The 15851-nt window shown below is 40.7% G+C and carries 15 protein-coding genes and 1 pseudogene; 8 read left to right on the top strand and 8 right to left on the bottom strand.

Features of this window, described 5'->3' with window-relative positions; genetic code table 11:
- The 3 genes and pseudogenes from J7I96_RS27610 to J7I96_RS27600 all read right to left on the bottom strand — a co-directional run.
- Positions 1-133 (bottom strand): annotated as a pseudogene (locus tag J7I96_RS27610) (IS3-like element ISBth8 family transposase); the annotation flags it as partial.
- Positions 134-242: 109 nt separating this feature from the next.
- Positions 243-1598 carry an MATE family efflux transporter gene (locus tag J7I96_RS27605; RefSeq protein WP_214771478.1) on the bottom strand — a complete coding sequence of 452 codons (1356 nt, stop codon included), beginning with the start codon at positions 1596-1598 and terminating at the stop codon, positions 243-245.
- 129 nt (positions 1599-1727) lie between these two features.
- Positions 1728-2840, bottom strand: coding sequence for a mechanosensitive ion channel family protein (locus J7I96_RS27600; protein ID WP_251025225.1), 1113 nt, complete (start codon positions 2838-2840; stop codon positions 1728-1730).
- Positions 2841-3032: 192 nt separating this feature from the next.
- Between J7I96_RS27600 and J7I96_RS27595 the strand changes: the two genes are divergently transcribed.
- Positions 3033-4121, top strand: coding sequence for an undecaprenyldiphospho-muramoylpentapeptide beta-N-acetylglucosaminyltransferase (locus J7I96_RS27595; protein ID WP_311315269.1), 1089 nt, complete (start codon positions 3033-3035; stop codon positions 4119-4121).
- A gap of 51 nt (positions 4122-4172) precedes the next feature.
- The gene (locus J7I96_RS27590) at positions 4173-4316 is read left to right on the top strand and encodes a DUF2639 domain-containing protein (protein WP_072273150.1); all 144 of its coding nucleotides are present in this window, start codon (positions 4173-4175) and stop codon (positions 4314-4316) included.
- Between the two features lie 41 nt (positions 4317-4357).
- Here the strand turns inward: J7I96_RS27590 and J7I96_RS27585 are convergent, their stop codons facing one another.
- From J7I96_RS27585 to J7I96_RS27570, 4 genes are all read right to left on the bottom strand, one after another.
- Positions 4358-5041 carry an LrgB family protein gene (locus J7I96_RS27585; RefSeq protein WP_214771472.1) on the bottom strand — a complete coding sequence of 228 codons (684 nt, stop codon included), beginning with the start codon at positions 5039-5041 and terminating at the stop codon, positions 4358-4360.
- Positions 5016-5408, bottom strand: coding sequence for a CidA/LrgA family protein (locus tag J7I96_RS27580; protein ID WP_214771468.1), 393 nt, complete (start codon positions 5406-5408; stop codon positions 5016-5018). Before J7I96_RS27580 ends, J7I96_RS27585 begins: the two co-directional genes overlap by 26 nt.
- Before the next feature lie 206 nt (positions 5409-5614).
- Complete coding sequence (locus J7I96_RS27575) at positions 5615-6169, bottom strand: GNAT family N-acetyltransferase (RefSeq protein WP_214771466.1); 555 nt, start codon at positions 6167-6169, stop codon at positions 5615-5617.
- A 333-nt stretch (positions 6170-6502) separates the two neighbouring features.
- On the bottom strand, positions 6503-7282 hold the full coding sequence (locus J7I96_RS27570) for an undecaprenyl-diphosphate phosphatase (protein WP_214771497.1): 780 nt from the start codon (positions 7280-7282) through the stop codon (positions 6503-6505).
- Positions 7283-7490: 208 nt separating this feature from the next.
- On the opposite strand from J7I96_RS27570, the gene J7I96_RS27565 reads away from it, so the two are divergent.
- From J7I96_RS27565 to dapF, 5 genes are all read left to right on the top strand, one after another.
- Positions 7491-7811: a DUF4870 domain-containing protein gene (locus tag J7I96_RS27565; RefSeq protein ID WP_034311189.1), complete on the top strand. Its 321-nt coding sequence runs from the start codon at positions 7491-7493 to the stop codon at positions 7809-7811.
- 501 nt (positions 7812-8312) lie between these two features.
- A complete protein-coding gene (locus tag J7I96_RS27560; RefSeq protein WP_214771464.1) occupies positions 8313-9107 on the top strand; it encodes a hypothetical protein in 795 nt (264 codons plus the stop codon).
- Positions 9108-9196: 89 nt separating this feature from the next.
- Entirely contained in the window at positions 9197-9769 is a 573-nt protein-coding gene (locus tag J7I96_RS27555; RefSeq protein ID WP_096337423.1) for a beta-class carbonic anhydrase, read from the top strand.
- 156 nt (positions 9770-9925) lie between these two features.
- The gene (locus J7I96_RS27550) at positions 9926-11227 is read left to right on the top strand and encodes an NCS2 family permease (protein ID WP_214926353.1); all 1302 of its coding nucleotides are present in this window, start codon (positions 9926-9928) and stop codon (positions 11225-11227) included.
- Between the two features lie 183 nt (positions 11228-11410).
- Entirely contained in the window at positions 11411-12397 is a 987-nt protein-coding gene (gene dapF / locus J7I96_RS27545) for a diaminopimelate epimerase (protein ID WP_214771460.1), read from the top strand.
- A gap of 396 nt (positions 12398-12793) precedes the next feature.
- Here the strand turns inward: dapF and ligD are convergent, their stop codons facing one another.
- Positions 12794-14641 carry a DNA ligase D gene (gene ligD / locus J7I96_RS27540; RefSeq protein ID WP_214771457.1) on the bottom strand — a complete coding sequence of 616 codons (1848 nt, stop codon included), beginning with the start codon at positions 14639-14641 and terminating at the stop codon, positions 12794-12796.
- A 149-nt stretch (positions 14642-14790) separates the two neighbouring features.
- Between ligD and ku the strand changes: the two genes are divergently transcribed.
- Positions 14791-15633 carry a non-homologous end joining protein Ku gene (gene ku, locus J7I96_RS27535; protein WP_214771455.1) on the top strand — a complete coding sequence of 281 codons (843 nt, stop codon included), beginning with the start codon at positions 14791-14793 and terminating at the stop codon, positions 15631-15633.
- The last annotated feature ends 218 nt before the right edge of the window (positions 15634-15851 follow it).

The raw sequence follows: 15851 nt of genomic DNA, 5'->3' as shown, positions 1-15851 counted from the left end.
TCTGTGCATCACTTTTAATACTAAAACGCTCACGAATCTGGCGATATGACCAACCTTCCTCCACTTTCAGACGAACCACTTCTCTCTTTAATTCTTCTGTATACGCTTGAAACGTTTGCCCCTTCTTTGCCATACAAAAAATCCCCTCCAGATTGACAGTTAAGAACATTTTACCATGTTCTCTTTTTTCTCTGTCTACCTGAAGGGGATAATACCACCGGTGTAATCCAGCCCCACTTTTTTTATGCCATTTTTTTATATTTTACTTGCTGGATGAACCGTAAGCGAGCAGCCAAGCCTATAGCCCCAAGAGCCAAGCCGGAAATTAAGCCGATCCAATACCCAAAGGCTCCCATATCCGTAAACTTTGCAAAGAAATAGCCAATTGGAAGCCCGAGAATCCAGTAGGAGACCAGTGACATGGCAAATGTGACATTTACATCTTTATATCCACGCAAAATGCCCTGAATAGGTGCCTGCAGGGCGTCCGATATCTGAAAGAAGATGGCATATATTAAAAAATGTGATGTCAGCATCATTACTTCGTGATCTTTAGTGTATAAAGAGGCCACAGGTTCACGGAAGAGGAAGAGGATGGTCGACAAAACGAGTGACATCGTCAAGGCCATTGAAATGCCAATCCAGCTATACTCTTTGGCATCTTTATAACGGGCTGCCCCAATTTCAAATCCAATGACGATCGTCAATGCCATGGATATACTTAGCGGTATCATATAAAGCAGTGACGCAAAATTCATGGCAATCTGATGTGACGCAATCGTCACGGTATCATACTTACTCATCAAAAGGGTGACAGCCGAAAAAATGCTTGTTTCAAAGAAAATAGCGAGCCCGATGGGTACACCAATCAATAATAAGGCCCTCCATTCTTTCCAGGAAACCCGGAAAAATTCAGTGAAAACCTGATATGTCGAAAATGGGTTTATTTTTATCACGACCAGTATGGCCACCAGGGCAATTAACCAATAGGTAATCGCAGTGGCGTACCCGGAACCGACACCGCCAAGTTCAGGGAATCCAAACTTCCCGTATATTAACAGGTAATTAAAAAGGACGTTTACCGGGAGCGCACATAAGGTGATGATCATGGAAATCCTAGTTTGCCCCAGAGCATCGATGAAAGCCCTCAAAGCATTATAAATGAATAAAGGAATGATACCGAGTGAAAGGGCGATCAAATAATCATGAGCCACCATGTGGACATTATCTTCAAGGTCCATGGCATTCAATACGGGGTTCAAAGAAAAAGCTCCAATGATTAAAATGAACAAGGCTAAAGCCACAGCTAAATAAACGGCCTGCATCACGGAATAGGAAACGGATTTGGACTGCCTGGAACCCAACAGCTGTGAAACCACCGGTGTTAAGGCAATCAATATCCCGCTCAGCCCCGTGTACACGGGTGTCCATAGCGAACTGCCGATGGAGACGCCAGCAACGTCCTGAGTGCTGTATTGCCCCGACATCATCACATCAAAAAAAGTCATGGCATACATGCTGATTTGGGTGATCAGGATAGGTATCAATATATAAAATAACAGGCGGATCTTTTGTGATTTAGTATAAGTCTGATTCATCAGGGTACCTCAATATCAATATTTGGAATTTTCAACACAATGAAAGAATTATATCACATAAGCATGTGATGTTTTAAGAGTTTTTATTTGAAGCAAAAAAGACTTGCCGTTTTGGGCAAGTCTTTTTTGTCAATCGCGCATGGATTCAAAATCATTCATGGCTTCCATATCTGAGTCTTTTTGAAGAATGAATGCCTGTGAAGGAATGGCAATTTGTACACCTTCCTGTTCCAATATCTCCATTATTTTGAAGTTCACATCTTCTTTGATTGATAAATATCCTCCAAAGTCCGTGGCTTTCGTGAAGAAATATAGGTAAAGGTTGAAACCGGAATGACTGAACTCATCAAATTTAACCAAAATCGTTTCCGGATGTACTTCAGGGTGATCAATAAGCATTCTTTCAATGTCTTTAATGACATTTTCCAATTTTTCTTTTGGTGTCGTGACACTGACACCCAAATGGAAGGCGATCTGTCTTTTGCCCATCTTGGACCAGTTGATGATCGGTTCATTCGAAAGGGTCGCATTTGGGACTGTAACTAAAGCTTGGGCAAAAGTCCGAACTTTAGTGCTTCGGAATGTGATGTCTTCAATGGTTCCCTCCACACTTGGAGTTTTGACCCAATCTCCTATGGTAAAAGGTTTTTCGGTAACGATGACGATACCCCCGAAGAAATTGCTGACGGTATCTTTAGCGGCAAGTGCGAAAGCCAATCCACCCAAACCAAGCCCTGCAACAAATCCATCGACATTAAATCCCCATTCCTCCGCAATTATGGAAGCCCCAAAAGCAATGATGATTATGTTTATGATTTTCGTAAAGAACGGCATGACGATTTGATCGACTTCAAGTCCGAATTTACTTACTAATTTCGGAAATAAAATGGTTAAGATCGAACTGATGTTGAAAATCGTCCAAAAGAATATGAAGACAAAAAACGATCTGTATATTTTCGATTTGAGTTCAGCCGAAGGTGAGTCGATCGGAAAATAGTGCAGTGAAATGATAACCCCAATCAAAACGATAAGCCATCTTACCGGCTGTTCTATTGCGAGCATTAAGTTGGCGGCAAATTCAACTTTACGTTTTTCTGCAATCCGTAGAAAGAACTTGAATATATATGTAGTAAATACTTTCCGAAGCAAAAGGAAGATTAGAAAAATGCCTATGGAAATCCCTAATTTGGTCCAGGCTTCGATTCCATCAAATTGATTGAGTGATTCAGAAACTTCTTGCAATGTATTACTCCTCCATTGTATCTTGTAGTATTGTAGAATACTAAGATTATAATATATTCATGCTGAAAAAGGAAAAATAATCGATAATTACATACATAATGGGGGATTTTGGTTCACTGAATACTTTTTCAAGTTATTAATGGCGAAGATATATGGTAATATGGATGCAAAGTGATTTTTTAAGTTTGGATGGTGGAAATATTGACTAAGAAAATAGTATTTACCGGAGGCGGTTCTGCCGGCCATGTATCTGTTAATGCAGCAATCATCCCGGAATTTTTAAAGAATGATTGGGATGTTACTTATATTGGTTCAAAAAAAGGCATTGAAAAAAATATCATCGAAACGGAATTTCCCGAGGTCCGTTATGAAACGATTTCCGTTGGGAAATTCCGACGTTACCTATCTGTTGAAAATATGAAAGACCCTTTCCGGGTCATAAAAGGGATTTTTGATGCACGAAAAATATTAAAAAAGACCAAGCCTGATTTCATTTTTTCTAAAGGTGGTTTCGTTTCGGTTCCAGTCGTTTTGGCGGGCAGGATGCTGAGGATTCCGATTGCCATACATGAATCGGATTATACGCCTGGTCTGGCCAATAAGATCGCGATGCCACTTGCATCGAAAATATTCACTACCTTCCAAGAAACGGAAAAAGAACTTCCGAAAGAGAAGGCCATGTATCTTGGCGCTGTATTGCGCGATGGGATTTTTACGGGAAAAGCTTCTGCTGGTAAAGCATTTTGTGGATTCACGAATAACAAACCGGTGCTACTCGTAATGGGCGGAAGCCTTGGGGCCGTTAAAATCAATAATTTAATTACAGATAACCTTGATGCCTTATTAAAGGATTATCAGATTATTCACATTTGCGGGAAGGGAAATGTGAAAAGCGAATTGAAACAAAGGGGATATGCTCCTTTTGAATACGTGCACGAAGAATTATTCGATCTTTTGGCGGCTGCTGATGTCGTTGTGTCAAGGGCTGGTTCAAATTCTATCTTTGAATTCCTTGGTTTGCAAAAGCCGATGCTGCTTATCCCTCTAAGTGCCAATGCATCCCGTGGAGATCAAATCCTGAATGCGTCAAGTTTTGAAAAACAGGGTTTTTGTAAAGTCATCCAAGAAGAAGAACTGAATGATCGGATTTTTAATGCTACATTAGCGGATTTATTGAAAAAATCGGATGAATACCAAGAGAAAATGCGTCAAAAACGCCCATTCAAAACGGCAGCTGAAATGTATGAATTACTGCTTAAAGTAATGGCTGCAAAAAAATAAGTATCATTCCCCTCCATGCAGCATATCTTTTCGAACAGAGGAGGGGGTAGAATGGCTTATGAATATTCCAAAGGATGGTTCATTCAGCAGCTAAAAGCCGCAGGGATTAGCTACCATCCAATTGAAAAAAGAAAGCTGGAGCTGTATAAAACTTATATTCTAAGGCGTTTATACGAGGATCTGCAAAAAAGATAATCATAAAAATAACCGTAACGTCGTTGACGTTGCGGTTATTTTTATAGGAATTTACTTATGAAAGGAAAGAAACAGGATATAAGGATACCTGCTATAGCCATAGCCGCACCTGCGACAGCCCCGGTAAACTCACTTTCCTGGGCAGCTTGGGCCGTTCCGAGACCATGAGCGATCGTACCATAGGCGATACCACGTGCAAAGGGCATCGTAATGTTTAGTTTATCCATCATTTTTGGAGCGATCATCGTACCCAGCACCCCTGTCAAAATGACGAAGGCAGCGGATATATTGGAATTTCCGCCATAAAGTTCCGTGATTTCAACCGCGATGGGCACTGTAATGGATTTAACTGCCAATCCCTGGAATATGAATGGCGGAAGTGAAAATGCTTTAGCGATGGCGAAGGCAATGATCAATGTGACAAGGAGACCAAAAATCATGCCGCTAATTGCCGGCATTGCATATTTAACGATTATTTTTCTGTTTTTATAAAGTGGGACGGCCAAAGCAACGGTAGCTGGTCCCAGGAAATAGGTGATGATGTCTTTCCCAGGTGAATAATCCTCGAAGTCCAAACCGCTGATCAGCAGTACGAGAATAATTGTAACCGTACTGAAAAATACGGGCGTTGTAAAAGGTGATGGATGTTTAGCATATATTTTCCTTCCAATGAAATAGGCAAGGATGGTTATCAAGATACTATATATTGTGATGGGCGTTGTCATGCTGTTTAACCTCTCCTCTATGGGATAGCTTCTGAACGGTCCAGGCTGAAACGATGAACCCAAATATCAGGCTGACTCCCAATGTAAGTGCCAAAGGCAGACCGAATTCAATGAAAAGCCAGCCCATGGTCATTAAACTGATTGAAATGGGAATGAAGAAAAAGGCTAGGTGCTTTACCAAAAATCCTGAAGTAAGTTCAATCCATTCGACTTTTATGACCTTCGTCTGTAATAAACCGAATAACAGAATCATGCCGATGACGTTACCTGGTATAGGTAAGTGAAGTAAATTGGCTAAATAATAGCCAAGCTTGCAAATGATGAGCAGGAAGATAAGCTGCACGATAAAAGCAAATGTTTTTTTCATGATTAAGTCCTTTCAATGACGCTTTGAATATATTGTTGAATTGGTCAATTGTATTCATTATAAAAAAATATCCCTAAAAAGAATAGGGATTTGCAGCAATCTAATGTTAAACATCCTGTGAAACTGGAAAAAAGAGCTTTCCAGGTATGGAAGCTCCGGCCATTATATGAAAGGATAAACAAAGCCATATTGAAATGTTCTTCGCTCTATGCTTCAAGTAACTGCTGTTCGTCATCATCATGCTGTCTAAGGATATGAAAGGTGTATAAATCTTTAGGGATTTCATACAAATCGTAGATATCTCCTTCATGATTGATCTGCTCATAAAGGGATTTTCTTGTTTCGTTGGCATTGATGGCATAGGGAAGCTTTTCTGCGGCTTTTATGGAGCGGATATTTTTTTTGCGAATTCGCATGAAGACCGTTTCCAAACCTAGCTCGAAAAAAAGCTCTTTGAAGAAAGCGTCTTTTGCGATGGCATTATACCCTTTTCCATGATAAGGCTTGCCAAGCCATGTGCCTAAGAAACCTGCACCATTTTCAATATCGTATAAAGAAATGCAACCGATGGGATTTTCCCATTCATCCAAGATTGTTCGTGAAATGAGTTGCCCAGCATCTTCGGCTTCAATCGTTTGCTTAGTAATGAAAACATATTCTTCATATGAATCTACCTTATGGCGCACGAAAGGGAAGACATCTGGATGCGTCATTTGTTCATAAAGAGAAAAACAATCTGTGAAATCTCTCTTTTTTAACATTTCCGTCCCTCCGTTTGAGGGCAGTTCTTATGCGTAGTCGCTGCCCACCCTCGAAATTTTTTAAGTCGTTCATCAAAAAATTTCGGGGTGGGAATCGAACCCACTAGAACCGGAAACCGGTGGCGCACCATTTGCCTTCCCTATTTTTATTGTCAGAAAGTATGCAAATCTAAAGAACCTTACGAAGGTATAATACTAAAAAAAAAACGGTTTGGGAATAGGTTTTTTGCCTTTTTTTTTCGTCAAATTTCAACTTTTTCGAGAGGGGTGAAATCTTTAGGCAACCGTCTGCATTCTTCCATGAAAAACTGCTTTTTTCGCCCGCTTTTTTCTTTAAAATTTACCTGTAAATTGCATGAATAAAATGACTGCGCCAAGGGCCCATACATAAATGGAGAATATTTTGAGTGAACGCTTTTTTAAGAAATCGATCATCCATACTACGGCTATATAACCAAAGATTGCCGCTGACAGGGTTCCGACGAAAAGCGCAGTGAGTGGAAGCCGTTCAACTTCTCCTGTAAAAATCGGTTTCATCTGAAATACGATGCCACCCGTAATGGCAGGAATGGAAAGCAAAAAGGAAAAATAGGCTGCAGTGGCCCTATCCAGCCTGCAGAAGAGGCCAGCTGCTATCGTTAAGCCGGAGCGCGAAAGAGCGGGCATGATAGCAGCAGCTTGGAAAGTACCGATGATCAGCGCGTCTTTAATCGAAATTTCATTAAGGGATTTGCCGCCTTTTCTTACTCCGTCGGCTACCCATAAAATCAGTCCGGTCGCTAAAAATTCCCAACCTATGGTCACGCCTGTTTTTGAAAGGCCATCAAACCAATCACCAAGTAAAATGCCGGCAATCACTGCAGGAATCGTCCCAGCTATGAGAAGCAGAGTCATTTTGGAGAAAGGATTTTTCAAAATGGCAATTATGTCATTCTTATAGACGACCAATAACGCCAGCAAGGTTCCGATGTGGAGCATGGTATCCAGAAAAATGCCGGCCTCGTCAAGGTGGAAAATATGCCGACCTAAATATAAATGTCCAGTGCTTGAAATAGGTAAAAACTCAGTCAAGCCTTGAATAATCCCAAGGATGAAGGCTTGAAATTCATTCAGCAAAAAAACATCACTCCATTCTAGAAGATATAGGACAATCCATTATTTAAACTGTATGCTCAAGACCGATGAACATGTCCGTATTTTATTGTTCATATCAAGAAAAGGCAGTCCAGATTTATCTTCTTTCGAATATAATGAGTGGAAAAATGAAACTATTTTTCATTTGATTCGTAATTATTTATATGAGAAAGGAGGAGAAGACACTATGCCTACTAAAGATGAAAGAGTGTTTGCTGCCCTTATTTATGTGATCAGCTTTTTTACAGCATTTATCGGTCCTTTGGTGATTTGGTTATTGAAGAAGGACTCGTCCCAATTTGTGGATTATCACGGAAGGGAATACTTGAATTTTTTCATTTCCTACACCGTATATTCAATAGTCGCAGGGATACTCACTATAGTATTGGTTGGATTCTTGCTATTGCCGGTAATCGGGATAGCTTTAGTCGTATTCACCATCATTGCTGCTGTTAGGGCTTATGAAGGAACGGATTATCGATTCCCGTTGATTTTCAGGATCTTATAGAATGATGTAAAAGGATTCCGTTCATTCGGAGTCCTTTGAGACTGCAGACAAACTCGAAGAAAAGTGAGTTTGCCTGCAGTTTTTTATTTGAAAAACGTTCCAGTGGATTTCAGGAATCCGCTCCCTTTCCGCCGACTGCCTGCCAAGCCTCCTCACCTAGCGGCTGCGGTGTCTTGGCTAGCCGGTAATTCGGCAGGAGTGTCGTAAATTTCTTCAATCCAATAAGGAATACAATAAAAAAACGTTAAGAATAAATTAGGTAGACCCCCATTTTTTCTATTATAGGATTCCGTTCGATGCGAAGTCCTTTTTATTTGGACCGTGTTGGGAATTGCCCTTCATTAAAAAGGGAATAGATCACATTAAAGCGAATAAAGTATTATGATAACCACTTCCATGCACGTTTAGGAAGGGGATGCCGGGCGGATTGTGGTACTGCTAACCAATGGCCGCACTAAAGGCGGTAATCTTTCTTGTAAGGAGTGAGGAGCAGGGCTCGATATGAATATACGTGAATATTATCAGAAAACGAGCAATTCTAATTTTCATGCATCTTGGGTATCTCTTCTTTTGGCCGTTGTTTTTTTCATTTGCCATATTTTCGCAATGATTCCGGGCAATATATTATTGATAACGTCTCCTTTTATTTTCTTTAGCATTGCTCAATTTGTCAGTCATCGTATATATGAAAATAGAATGAAGGAATTGCCTGATGAACACATCGGGACGAATGCCGGGTTATTAAAAAATGAACACGTTTTATTGACTTTTATGCCAGCACCGACTTTGCGACTGCTTCTCTTTGCGCCGGATGGGTCACTAATGGGCGAGGTACGTGATTTGAATATGAAGTGGTTCATGTGGATGATTCCCAATTTCTTGTCGATGCTATTGGCCAAGCGATATGAACTGGTGGACCATGAGGGGCGTTTGCTGGCTAAGTACGATATCAAAAGGGGGCTTTTCAATAAAATGACGATCCTGGATGATCAGGGCGGCATTATTGGATCGTATCAAGAAAATCGGTCATTCGTGAAGGTAAATGGAATGATCTATAAGGAAGATGGTACGGAATGGATGCCAATTGAAACGCCGGGAAGTGTGAATTCTTTCGAGATAGCCACAAAAGACGGGGAAAAGATCGCTTCATACCAAGAAGGCTGGATGCCTTTGGAGTGGGGGAAACGATTCAAGTCTAATACACCCATACTTTCTTTTTCATCGAATGTTGCTGAAATTCCTAAAATCATTGTTTTTGGGTTCTGTGCAGCCACGCTGAATCATCGTTCAAATTGACTACGGTTCCCCTTTAGCAAATCTTTTAATTATTTGATATAATAAAAGGAGATACATAGATTAAATACATAATAAAAAGGTGGTAAATTATGAGTTTACTTAATGAGATTCTTGATTACAATGAACAATTTGTAGAAAAAGGTGAATATGTTAAGTATAGAACCGACAAGTTTCCTGAGAAACGTATGGTCATCATAAGCTGTATGGACACTCGTCTCGTTGAGCTTTTGCCAAAATCCATGAATGTCAAAAATGGCGATATCAAAATCCTGAAGACAGCAGGGGCAATCGTCTCCCACCCATTCGGAAGTGTCATGCGGAGTATCCTTGTTGCTATTTATGAGCTAAAGGCAGATGAAGTATTGGTCATACCTCACCATGACTGCGGGATGGCATCAGTCGATGCCGATTCTGTAATGGACAAGATGATCGAACGTGATATACCAAAGAGCACCATCGATACACTGGGAGCTGCAGGAATCGATATCCGCAGTTGGCTTCGCGGATTTGATGATGTTTATGAAAGTTGTAAGAATAGCGTCGAAGTGATTAAAGGACATCCATTGATTCCTAAAAATATTCCTGTGCATGGTCTAATCATTTCGCCTGATACAGGGAAGCTGGAATTGGTAGTCGATGGGTATTCGCAAGAACAAAAATAATATATTCATCAAGGCTGTCGGGAACATTTCCGACAGTTTTTTTCAAATTTTTATCATTGCTATTTATTTTTATCCTTTTTTTTGTTAAAATCGCCAAGTGTAGTTTGTCACTAATACAAACGGGTGGGTGAGGGATAAATTTAATAAGGATACAACATGAAGAAATTAAACTTGGAGACGTTTTTTCATTTTTCCGACTATGGTACGAATGGAAAACGTGAAATCCTTGCTGGAGTGGTCGGCTATTTTACGATAGTCTATATTCTCATCGTGAATTCCCTGATTTTATCGGAAGCGGGCATACCGATTAATGGTGCAGTGATCGCCACGATTCTTTTATCTGCTTTAAGCTGTGTCATGATAGGAGTTTGGGCGAATGTCCCAATCCTTCTCGTTCCAGGAATGGGCGTCAATGCCCTATTTGCTTATACCATGGTTCAAGGAATGGGTCTATCATGGCAATCGGCTCTTGGTGCTGTGTTTATCTCAGGGGTAATTTTTGTAATCATCGCTTTTACAAAATACTCCAAGATCATCAGTGATTCGATTCCAAGTTCGATAAAAGAAGCCATATCTGTTGGTCTTGGCTTATTCTTGATGCTGATCGGACTTGAAAAGGGCGGGATAATCACAAGAGGTTCATCATCAATCGTCGCACTGGGAGATTTAAGCGATCCGGCGGTGTTTGCAACGGTGTTGACCTTTTTACTGGCAATCACGCTGTTCATCAAGAATGTCCCCGGTAATTTCATGATAACCATCCTGGCAGGCAGCCTCATTGCCTATTGGTTCGGGACGGTTCAACTATCGGAAATCCATTTTTCAGGCATTAACACAGCTTCCTACGGCGATCTCTTCTTTTCATTGTCGTTCTTGGAAGCGAACCGGATTGAATTCTGGATAAGTGTATTTGCGATGACGATGGTTCTTGTTTTTGAAAATATTGGTCTTGTTCACGGGCATGTAGACAGCATAAACCGCCAGGATGCCTATAAAAAGTCGCTGCAGGCGACTAGTGTATCCGTTCTGTTTTCAGGCTTATTCGGTTCGAGTCCTACTGTTGCTACAGTTGAAACGGCAGCAGGAATCGCATCAGGGGGCAGGACAGGTTTTACTTCAGTGGTGACGGGCGTGCTATTCATGCTATCACTGTTATTCATACCGGTGATTAAAGTGATCCCTGATAGCGCCATAGCCCCTATATTAATTATCATTGGCATTTTGATGCTCGGAAATATAAAAAAGCTGGATTTCAGCGATTTAACCGAGAGCATACCTGCAATCATGATCATTACGATCATTCCTTTCACTTACAGTATTGCCGATGGAATGGCATTCGGTTTCATCCTGTACCCGTTCTTGAAGCTTGTAACCGGAAAAGCGAGAGATGTGTCAGCCCCGATGTATGTGAGTGCCGGAATGTTTATCGTCTATTTCATAATCGGTATGATCGGTTAATAATTCTAAAGGAGCGGTTGGTATGAGTTAATTCTTATTCCAACCGCTTTTCTTATTGGGTTTTTCGCCAAAAAAATGGAGTTATTATGATTTACGCAATGACACACCCATCATGAAAATGCTATGATATAGAATATTAAAAAAATGATAAATGACAAGCAGCATATTAGAGGATGTGACAGGATGATTATTGAAGGTTTAAAAAGCCATGGTTCAGGAAATGATTTCTTGATCATTGATGAATTGACAACGACCCTGACGTTTACTGAAGAAGAGCGGAAAAATTTCGCGAAGGCCCTATGCAATAGGGAGAGGCTAGGAGCGGATGGTATTTTGTTCGTAATGAAAAGTGAACATGCTGATTGCCGGATGCGTGTCTTTAATGCGGATGGATCGGAAGCCTCGATGTGCGGCAATGGGCTTCGCTGTGTGGCTCGTTACGCGAATGACGTTCTTGGGCTCGATAAAATGATCGTGGAAACCATGAAGGCGAATTTACTAGTCGAAAAAACGGAAGATATTTATGAGGGGATTCCGACTTTCAAGGTGGAAATTTCCCCGGTAAGTTTTAATGTTAGGGATCTACCCCTTGTATTGGCTAAAGAACAGCTGCAAAACGAAACATTGCCGGAACTGCATGATACCCTTTTATTTTCGGCATTAGCGGTTCCTAATCCACATTTGATCTCACTTGTGGATAGTGATGTTTTACAAAGTGATTTGCAGGAAAAACTTTCAACAAAGGTCAATCAACCGAATGAGCTTTTCCCTGATGGTGTCAATGTCAGCTTTGTGAAAGAGTTGGAGCTAGGGAGCATTTATGTGCGGACATTCGAACGTGGAGTAGGCTTCACGAATGCATGTGGAACGGCGATGTCGGCTTCTAGCCTAGTAACATGCTCTGTTGGGTTAAACGCGTTGGAAAGTGAAATATCTGTCTACAATAACGGTGGAAAAGTTAAATGCGTGGTCCACCAAGATGTAGAAAGCCAAACGTATTCAATTGATTTAATCGGGAATGCAACCTATGAATTCAAAGTATCGATTGAAATAGACTTAGATCAGCCTGAAAAATTTGAAATGCTTGAAAAAGAAGATTTTGAATTGGAAACAAGCTTATATGCCAAGCTGCAGGATGAAGTGCAAAGTTATTTGAGAACAAAATTATAATGAAATTTTTAAACTGCAGGCGAACTCGAAAAAAACGAGTTTTCCTGCAGTTTTGTTATTTAAAAAAAGTTGCCGTTAATTTCAGAGATCCGCTCGCTTTTTGCCGATTGTCTGCTAAGCCTCCTCGGCTAGCCAGTTATTCGGCATGTGTGTCGGAAATTTCTTCAATCCATTAAAGATTATAGTAAAAAACATGAAGGTAACCTAGTCTTAAACACTAATCGGGATGAGACTAGCCTAGAGTTTTTCTTTAAGAAAGTCCCAGTTGATTGGAACGTAAGGTACGAGACTCCTGCGGGAAAACGTGGCCAAGGGAGACCCCGCAGGAAAGCGCCGAGGAGGCTCCCAGACCGCCAGCGGAAAGCGATTTTCTAGAGCAACTTTCCATCTTACCAATCAGTTATTGGTCTTTTTTTGTTTTAGGAACGACAATACTTCCAAAAAGGCTGGCCCATTATCTACCAGTCGGTAATCCATAAACGCACACCCGTCCCTTTTTATTCTGTTTGGTATGGTTTCAATCGTATAGTCCTTTAACTGGAGACTTTCGTTCACTTCCTCCCAAAACAAAGGTGTAGCCACACCAGCGAAAGAATTACCCCGTGGGGAATAAGGAAGTATGATGGTTTTTCCTTCACTATGCTGCACAAAGTCCAAGTAAAGTCGATTATGCCGATTTATTTTCATTCTTTCCGTTGTAAAATCATTCGGATTGGAACTTGTTAAATAATCACCTAGAAAATCAGTGAATATGCGTGTCTCCTGATAAGTAAATCTGTTTTCAGGTAGAGGGATGTGAATCTGCAGTCCTTTGTTACCTGAAGTTTTTACAAAAGCTTTAATCCTTAATGATTCCATCACCTTTTTTATTTCCTGTGCAGCCTTTACCGCAAAGGAGAAATATTCGATGGAAGGAGGATCCAAGTCCAGGACGATTTCGTCGGGTCTTGTTTTACCGGCTTTCTGAAATGGGGCATGAAATTCCAATGCAAGTTGATTACCAAACCAAAGGAGAGTTTCAATGTCGTTACACAGCATATACTCGATATCCTCATCAATGAACGTTTTAATAAAGTCCGGCGCATAATCAGGTTTGTTTTTTTGGAAAAATCTTTCTTTATCTAAAGTTCCATGAGGATAGCGGATCGTTGTAAGGAGCTTATCCTTCAAGAAGGGTAAGAAGAAAGCTGAAACCTCCCGTAAATAATGAAGGTATTCTACTTTTACCACCTGTTTACCTTCTGTTTTCCAAAGCGGTTTATCCCTGGAAGTTATTTGTACAGTATCTGGAAATGTATATTGCCCTAGCACGAATTTCTCCCAGGTACATTCGTCGGGAGAAGTTTGTAAAAGCCACTGCGAAAACTGAGGTTCACGCAATTCATTTTCCTCATATACGTGCAAGAATTGAACTTCAATGCAAATGGATGGATGGATATAAAAAAATTGTGCGTCTTCATCTGATGCATTTTGCTTGATCAATTGATGCAATATACTTTTATCTCGAGCACTCAGACCATTTTTGACACTCCCGATTTTCGTTACGGCACCTTCTTTGAAAACTGCGAGGGAAATGTAGCCATTTTCTTTGTGCAATGCTGTGATGAAACAAGAAACGGTCTTCCAATTTTTCACCTTAATCCAAGATGTTGTTCTTTTTCCTTCTTGCCAAGCCCCCCGAGTTTCCTTGGCGACAATCCCTTCGCCGTCTAACAAGGTGACCTTATTCAAGGCAATATCCAAAACGTCAAAACTCTCTATTAATTGTATCAAAGCCTTATCGTTGGGATCAGGAGGCATAGGAAGACCGAGTTTTTCCCCCATATTCAACATCAATTCCCTTCGTTTCACCATAGGTTTATCTGCTACGGCTTTTCCGCTGATGCGAAGCAGGTCAAACGCTATAAACCGACATGGGGAAAAACGGGCATTATCTGAAATTAAGGATTGTTTCCCAAGCCGTCCTCGCCACTGTATTTGAAAAAAGTCCGCTTTCGCCTGATTCGTAAGCCAGACCAATTCTCCATCTAACTGAAGCGGGAGATAATCTTCCAGGTCCAGGTCTTTGATGTAAGCAATGATTTCTGGGAATTGAGGTGATAATTCCTTTTCATTTCGACTCGAAATGCTTATGGTGTCGGAGTCTATCGTTAAAATAGCCCTAAAGCCATCATATTTGACTTCATAACGCCAATCCTTGGAGTTGGGGGCTTCAGGGTAATAGGTAGGCAGCATCGGTTTCATTTTTGTATTTACCTCCGCAAATAATTGATACCATTATTTTGCCAAAAAAACGAAGTGTTAGAGTTGGCAATTGTTTTTTCGGTTTTTTTTGAACATAGGGGAATAATAAACTTGTTCTTCTCATCAAAAAAAGTTATGAGGTGACGAATATGCATACGATGTGGAAGGGGAGCATATCATTCGGTTTGGTGAACATTCCGATCAAACTTCATGCTGCAACGGAGGACAAGGATATATCTTTAAGGACGTTGCATAAGGAATGTCATACACCGATTAAATACGAGAAGGTTTGTCCTGTATGCGAGAAAGAAGTGGGAAAGGATGATATAGTCCGCGCTTTTGAGTATACAAAGGGAAAGTTTGTTGTATTGGAAGACCATGAACTAGAACAACTGAAAAAACAAAACGAAGAAAAAGCCGTGGAAATCGTGGATTTCGTTAAAATTGAAGAAATAGATCCCATTTATTTTAACCGGAGTTATTACATGTCCCCAAATGACGGGGGGATAAAAGCTTATTCCCTTTTAAGGCAGGCCCTAAAAGAATCGAATAAGGTTGGGTTGGCAAAAATCATCATTCGCTCCAAAGAACAATTGGCGGTAATCCGAGTCGTTGATAATACCTTAGTTATGGAAACGATTCATTATCCGGATGAAGTCCGCTCGACAGCGGATGTTCCGAATATCCCTGCCAATGATACCATTGTAAAAAAGGAAATCGATACTGCCGTATTATTGATAGATCAATTAACGACTACTTTCGATCCGACAAAATACACCGATGACTATCGAACCGCGTTACTAGAATTGATTGAATCAAAGAAAACGGGACAGACGACGATTACAGCGAAAACAAAAGAACCAGTTTCCAACAATGTAACCGATTTAATGGAGGCATTACAGGCGTCCATAGACCGTACCAAACATGATGAACCGGAAAAGAAAAAGACGACCCGAAAGAAAGCGGCACCGAAAAAAAAGAAACAAGCGTAAACAGGAAGCTGAGCGGAAGACGCATGATGTCGCTCGGCTTTCTGCTTGTTAATCAGGCTTTTTATAAGGAAATGAAAGGGACTTGATAAGGAGGGCAGGAAGGTATAAATAGGTAGGTCGATCACGATGCAAGAAACTGCATGGAATTACAGGGAATTAGTGGATATTAATGAAAGCAAAAAAAATTCGCTCCCTAAAGAGCGACAATGAGGAATTCA

Source organism: Bacillus sp. ISL-78 (assembly GCF_018613455.1).
GTDB lineage: Bacteria > Bacillota > Bacilli > Bacillales > DSM-1321 > Peribacillus > Peribacillus frigoritolerans.
Note: the sequence above shows the minus strand (reverse complement) of the source record. Positions and strands in the feature narration are given on the sequence as shown.

Coding starts and splice junctions, on each gene's coding strand:
- J7I96_RS27560 (WP_214771464.1), top strand. CDS start 8,313: ATGAATATACGTGAATATTATCAGAAAACGAGCAATTCTAATTTTCAT.
- J7I96_RS27580 (WP_214771468.1), bottom strand. CDS start 5,408: ATGAAAAAAACATTTGCTTTTATCGTGCAGCTTATCTTCCTGCTCATC.
- ku (WP_214771455.1), top strand. CDS start 14,791: ATGCATACGATGTGGAAGGGGAGCATATCATTCGGTTTGGTGAACATT.
- J7I96_RS27590 (WP_072273150.1), top strand. CDS start 4,173: ATGGCTTATGAATATTCCAAAGGATGGTTCATTCAGCAGCTAAAAGCC.
- J7I96_RS27575 (WP_214771466.1), bottom strand. CDS start 6,169: ATGTTAAAAAAGAGAGATTTCACAGATTGTTTTTCTCTTTATGAACAA.
- J7I96_RS27555 (WP_096337423.1), top strand. CDS start 9,197: ATGAGTTTACTTAATGAGATTCTTGATTACAATGAACAATTTGTAGAA.
- dapF (WP_214771460.1), top strand. CDS start 11,411: ATGATTATTGAAGGTTTAAAAAGCCATGGTTCAGGAAATGATTTCTTG.
- J7I96_RS27605 (WP_214771478.1), bottom strand. CDS start 1,598: ATGAATCAGACTTATACTAAATCACAAAAGATCCGCCTGTTATTTTAT.
- J7I96_RS27565 (WP_034311189.1), top strand. CDS start 7,491: ATGCCTACTAAAGATGAAAGAGTGTTTGCTGCCCTTATTTATGTGATC.
- J7I96_RS27585 (WP_214771472.1), bottom strand. CDS start 5,041: ATGACAACGCCCATCACAATATATAGTATCTTGATAACCATCCTTGCC.
- J7I96_RS27550 (WP_214926353.1), top strand. CDS start 9,926: ATGAAGAAATTAAACTTGGAGACGTTTTTTCATTTTTCCGACTATGGT.
- ligD (WP_214771457.1), bottom strand. CDS start 14,641: ATGAAACCGATGCTGCCTACCTATTACCCTGAAGCCCCCAACTCCAAG.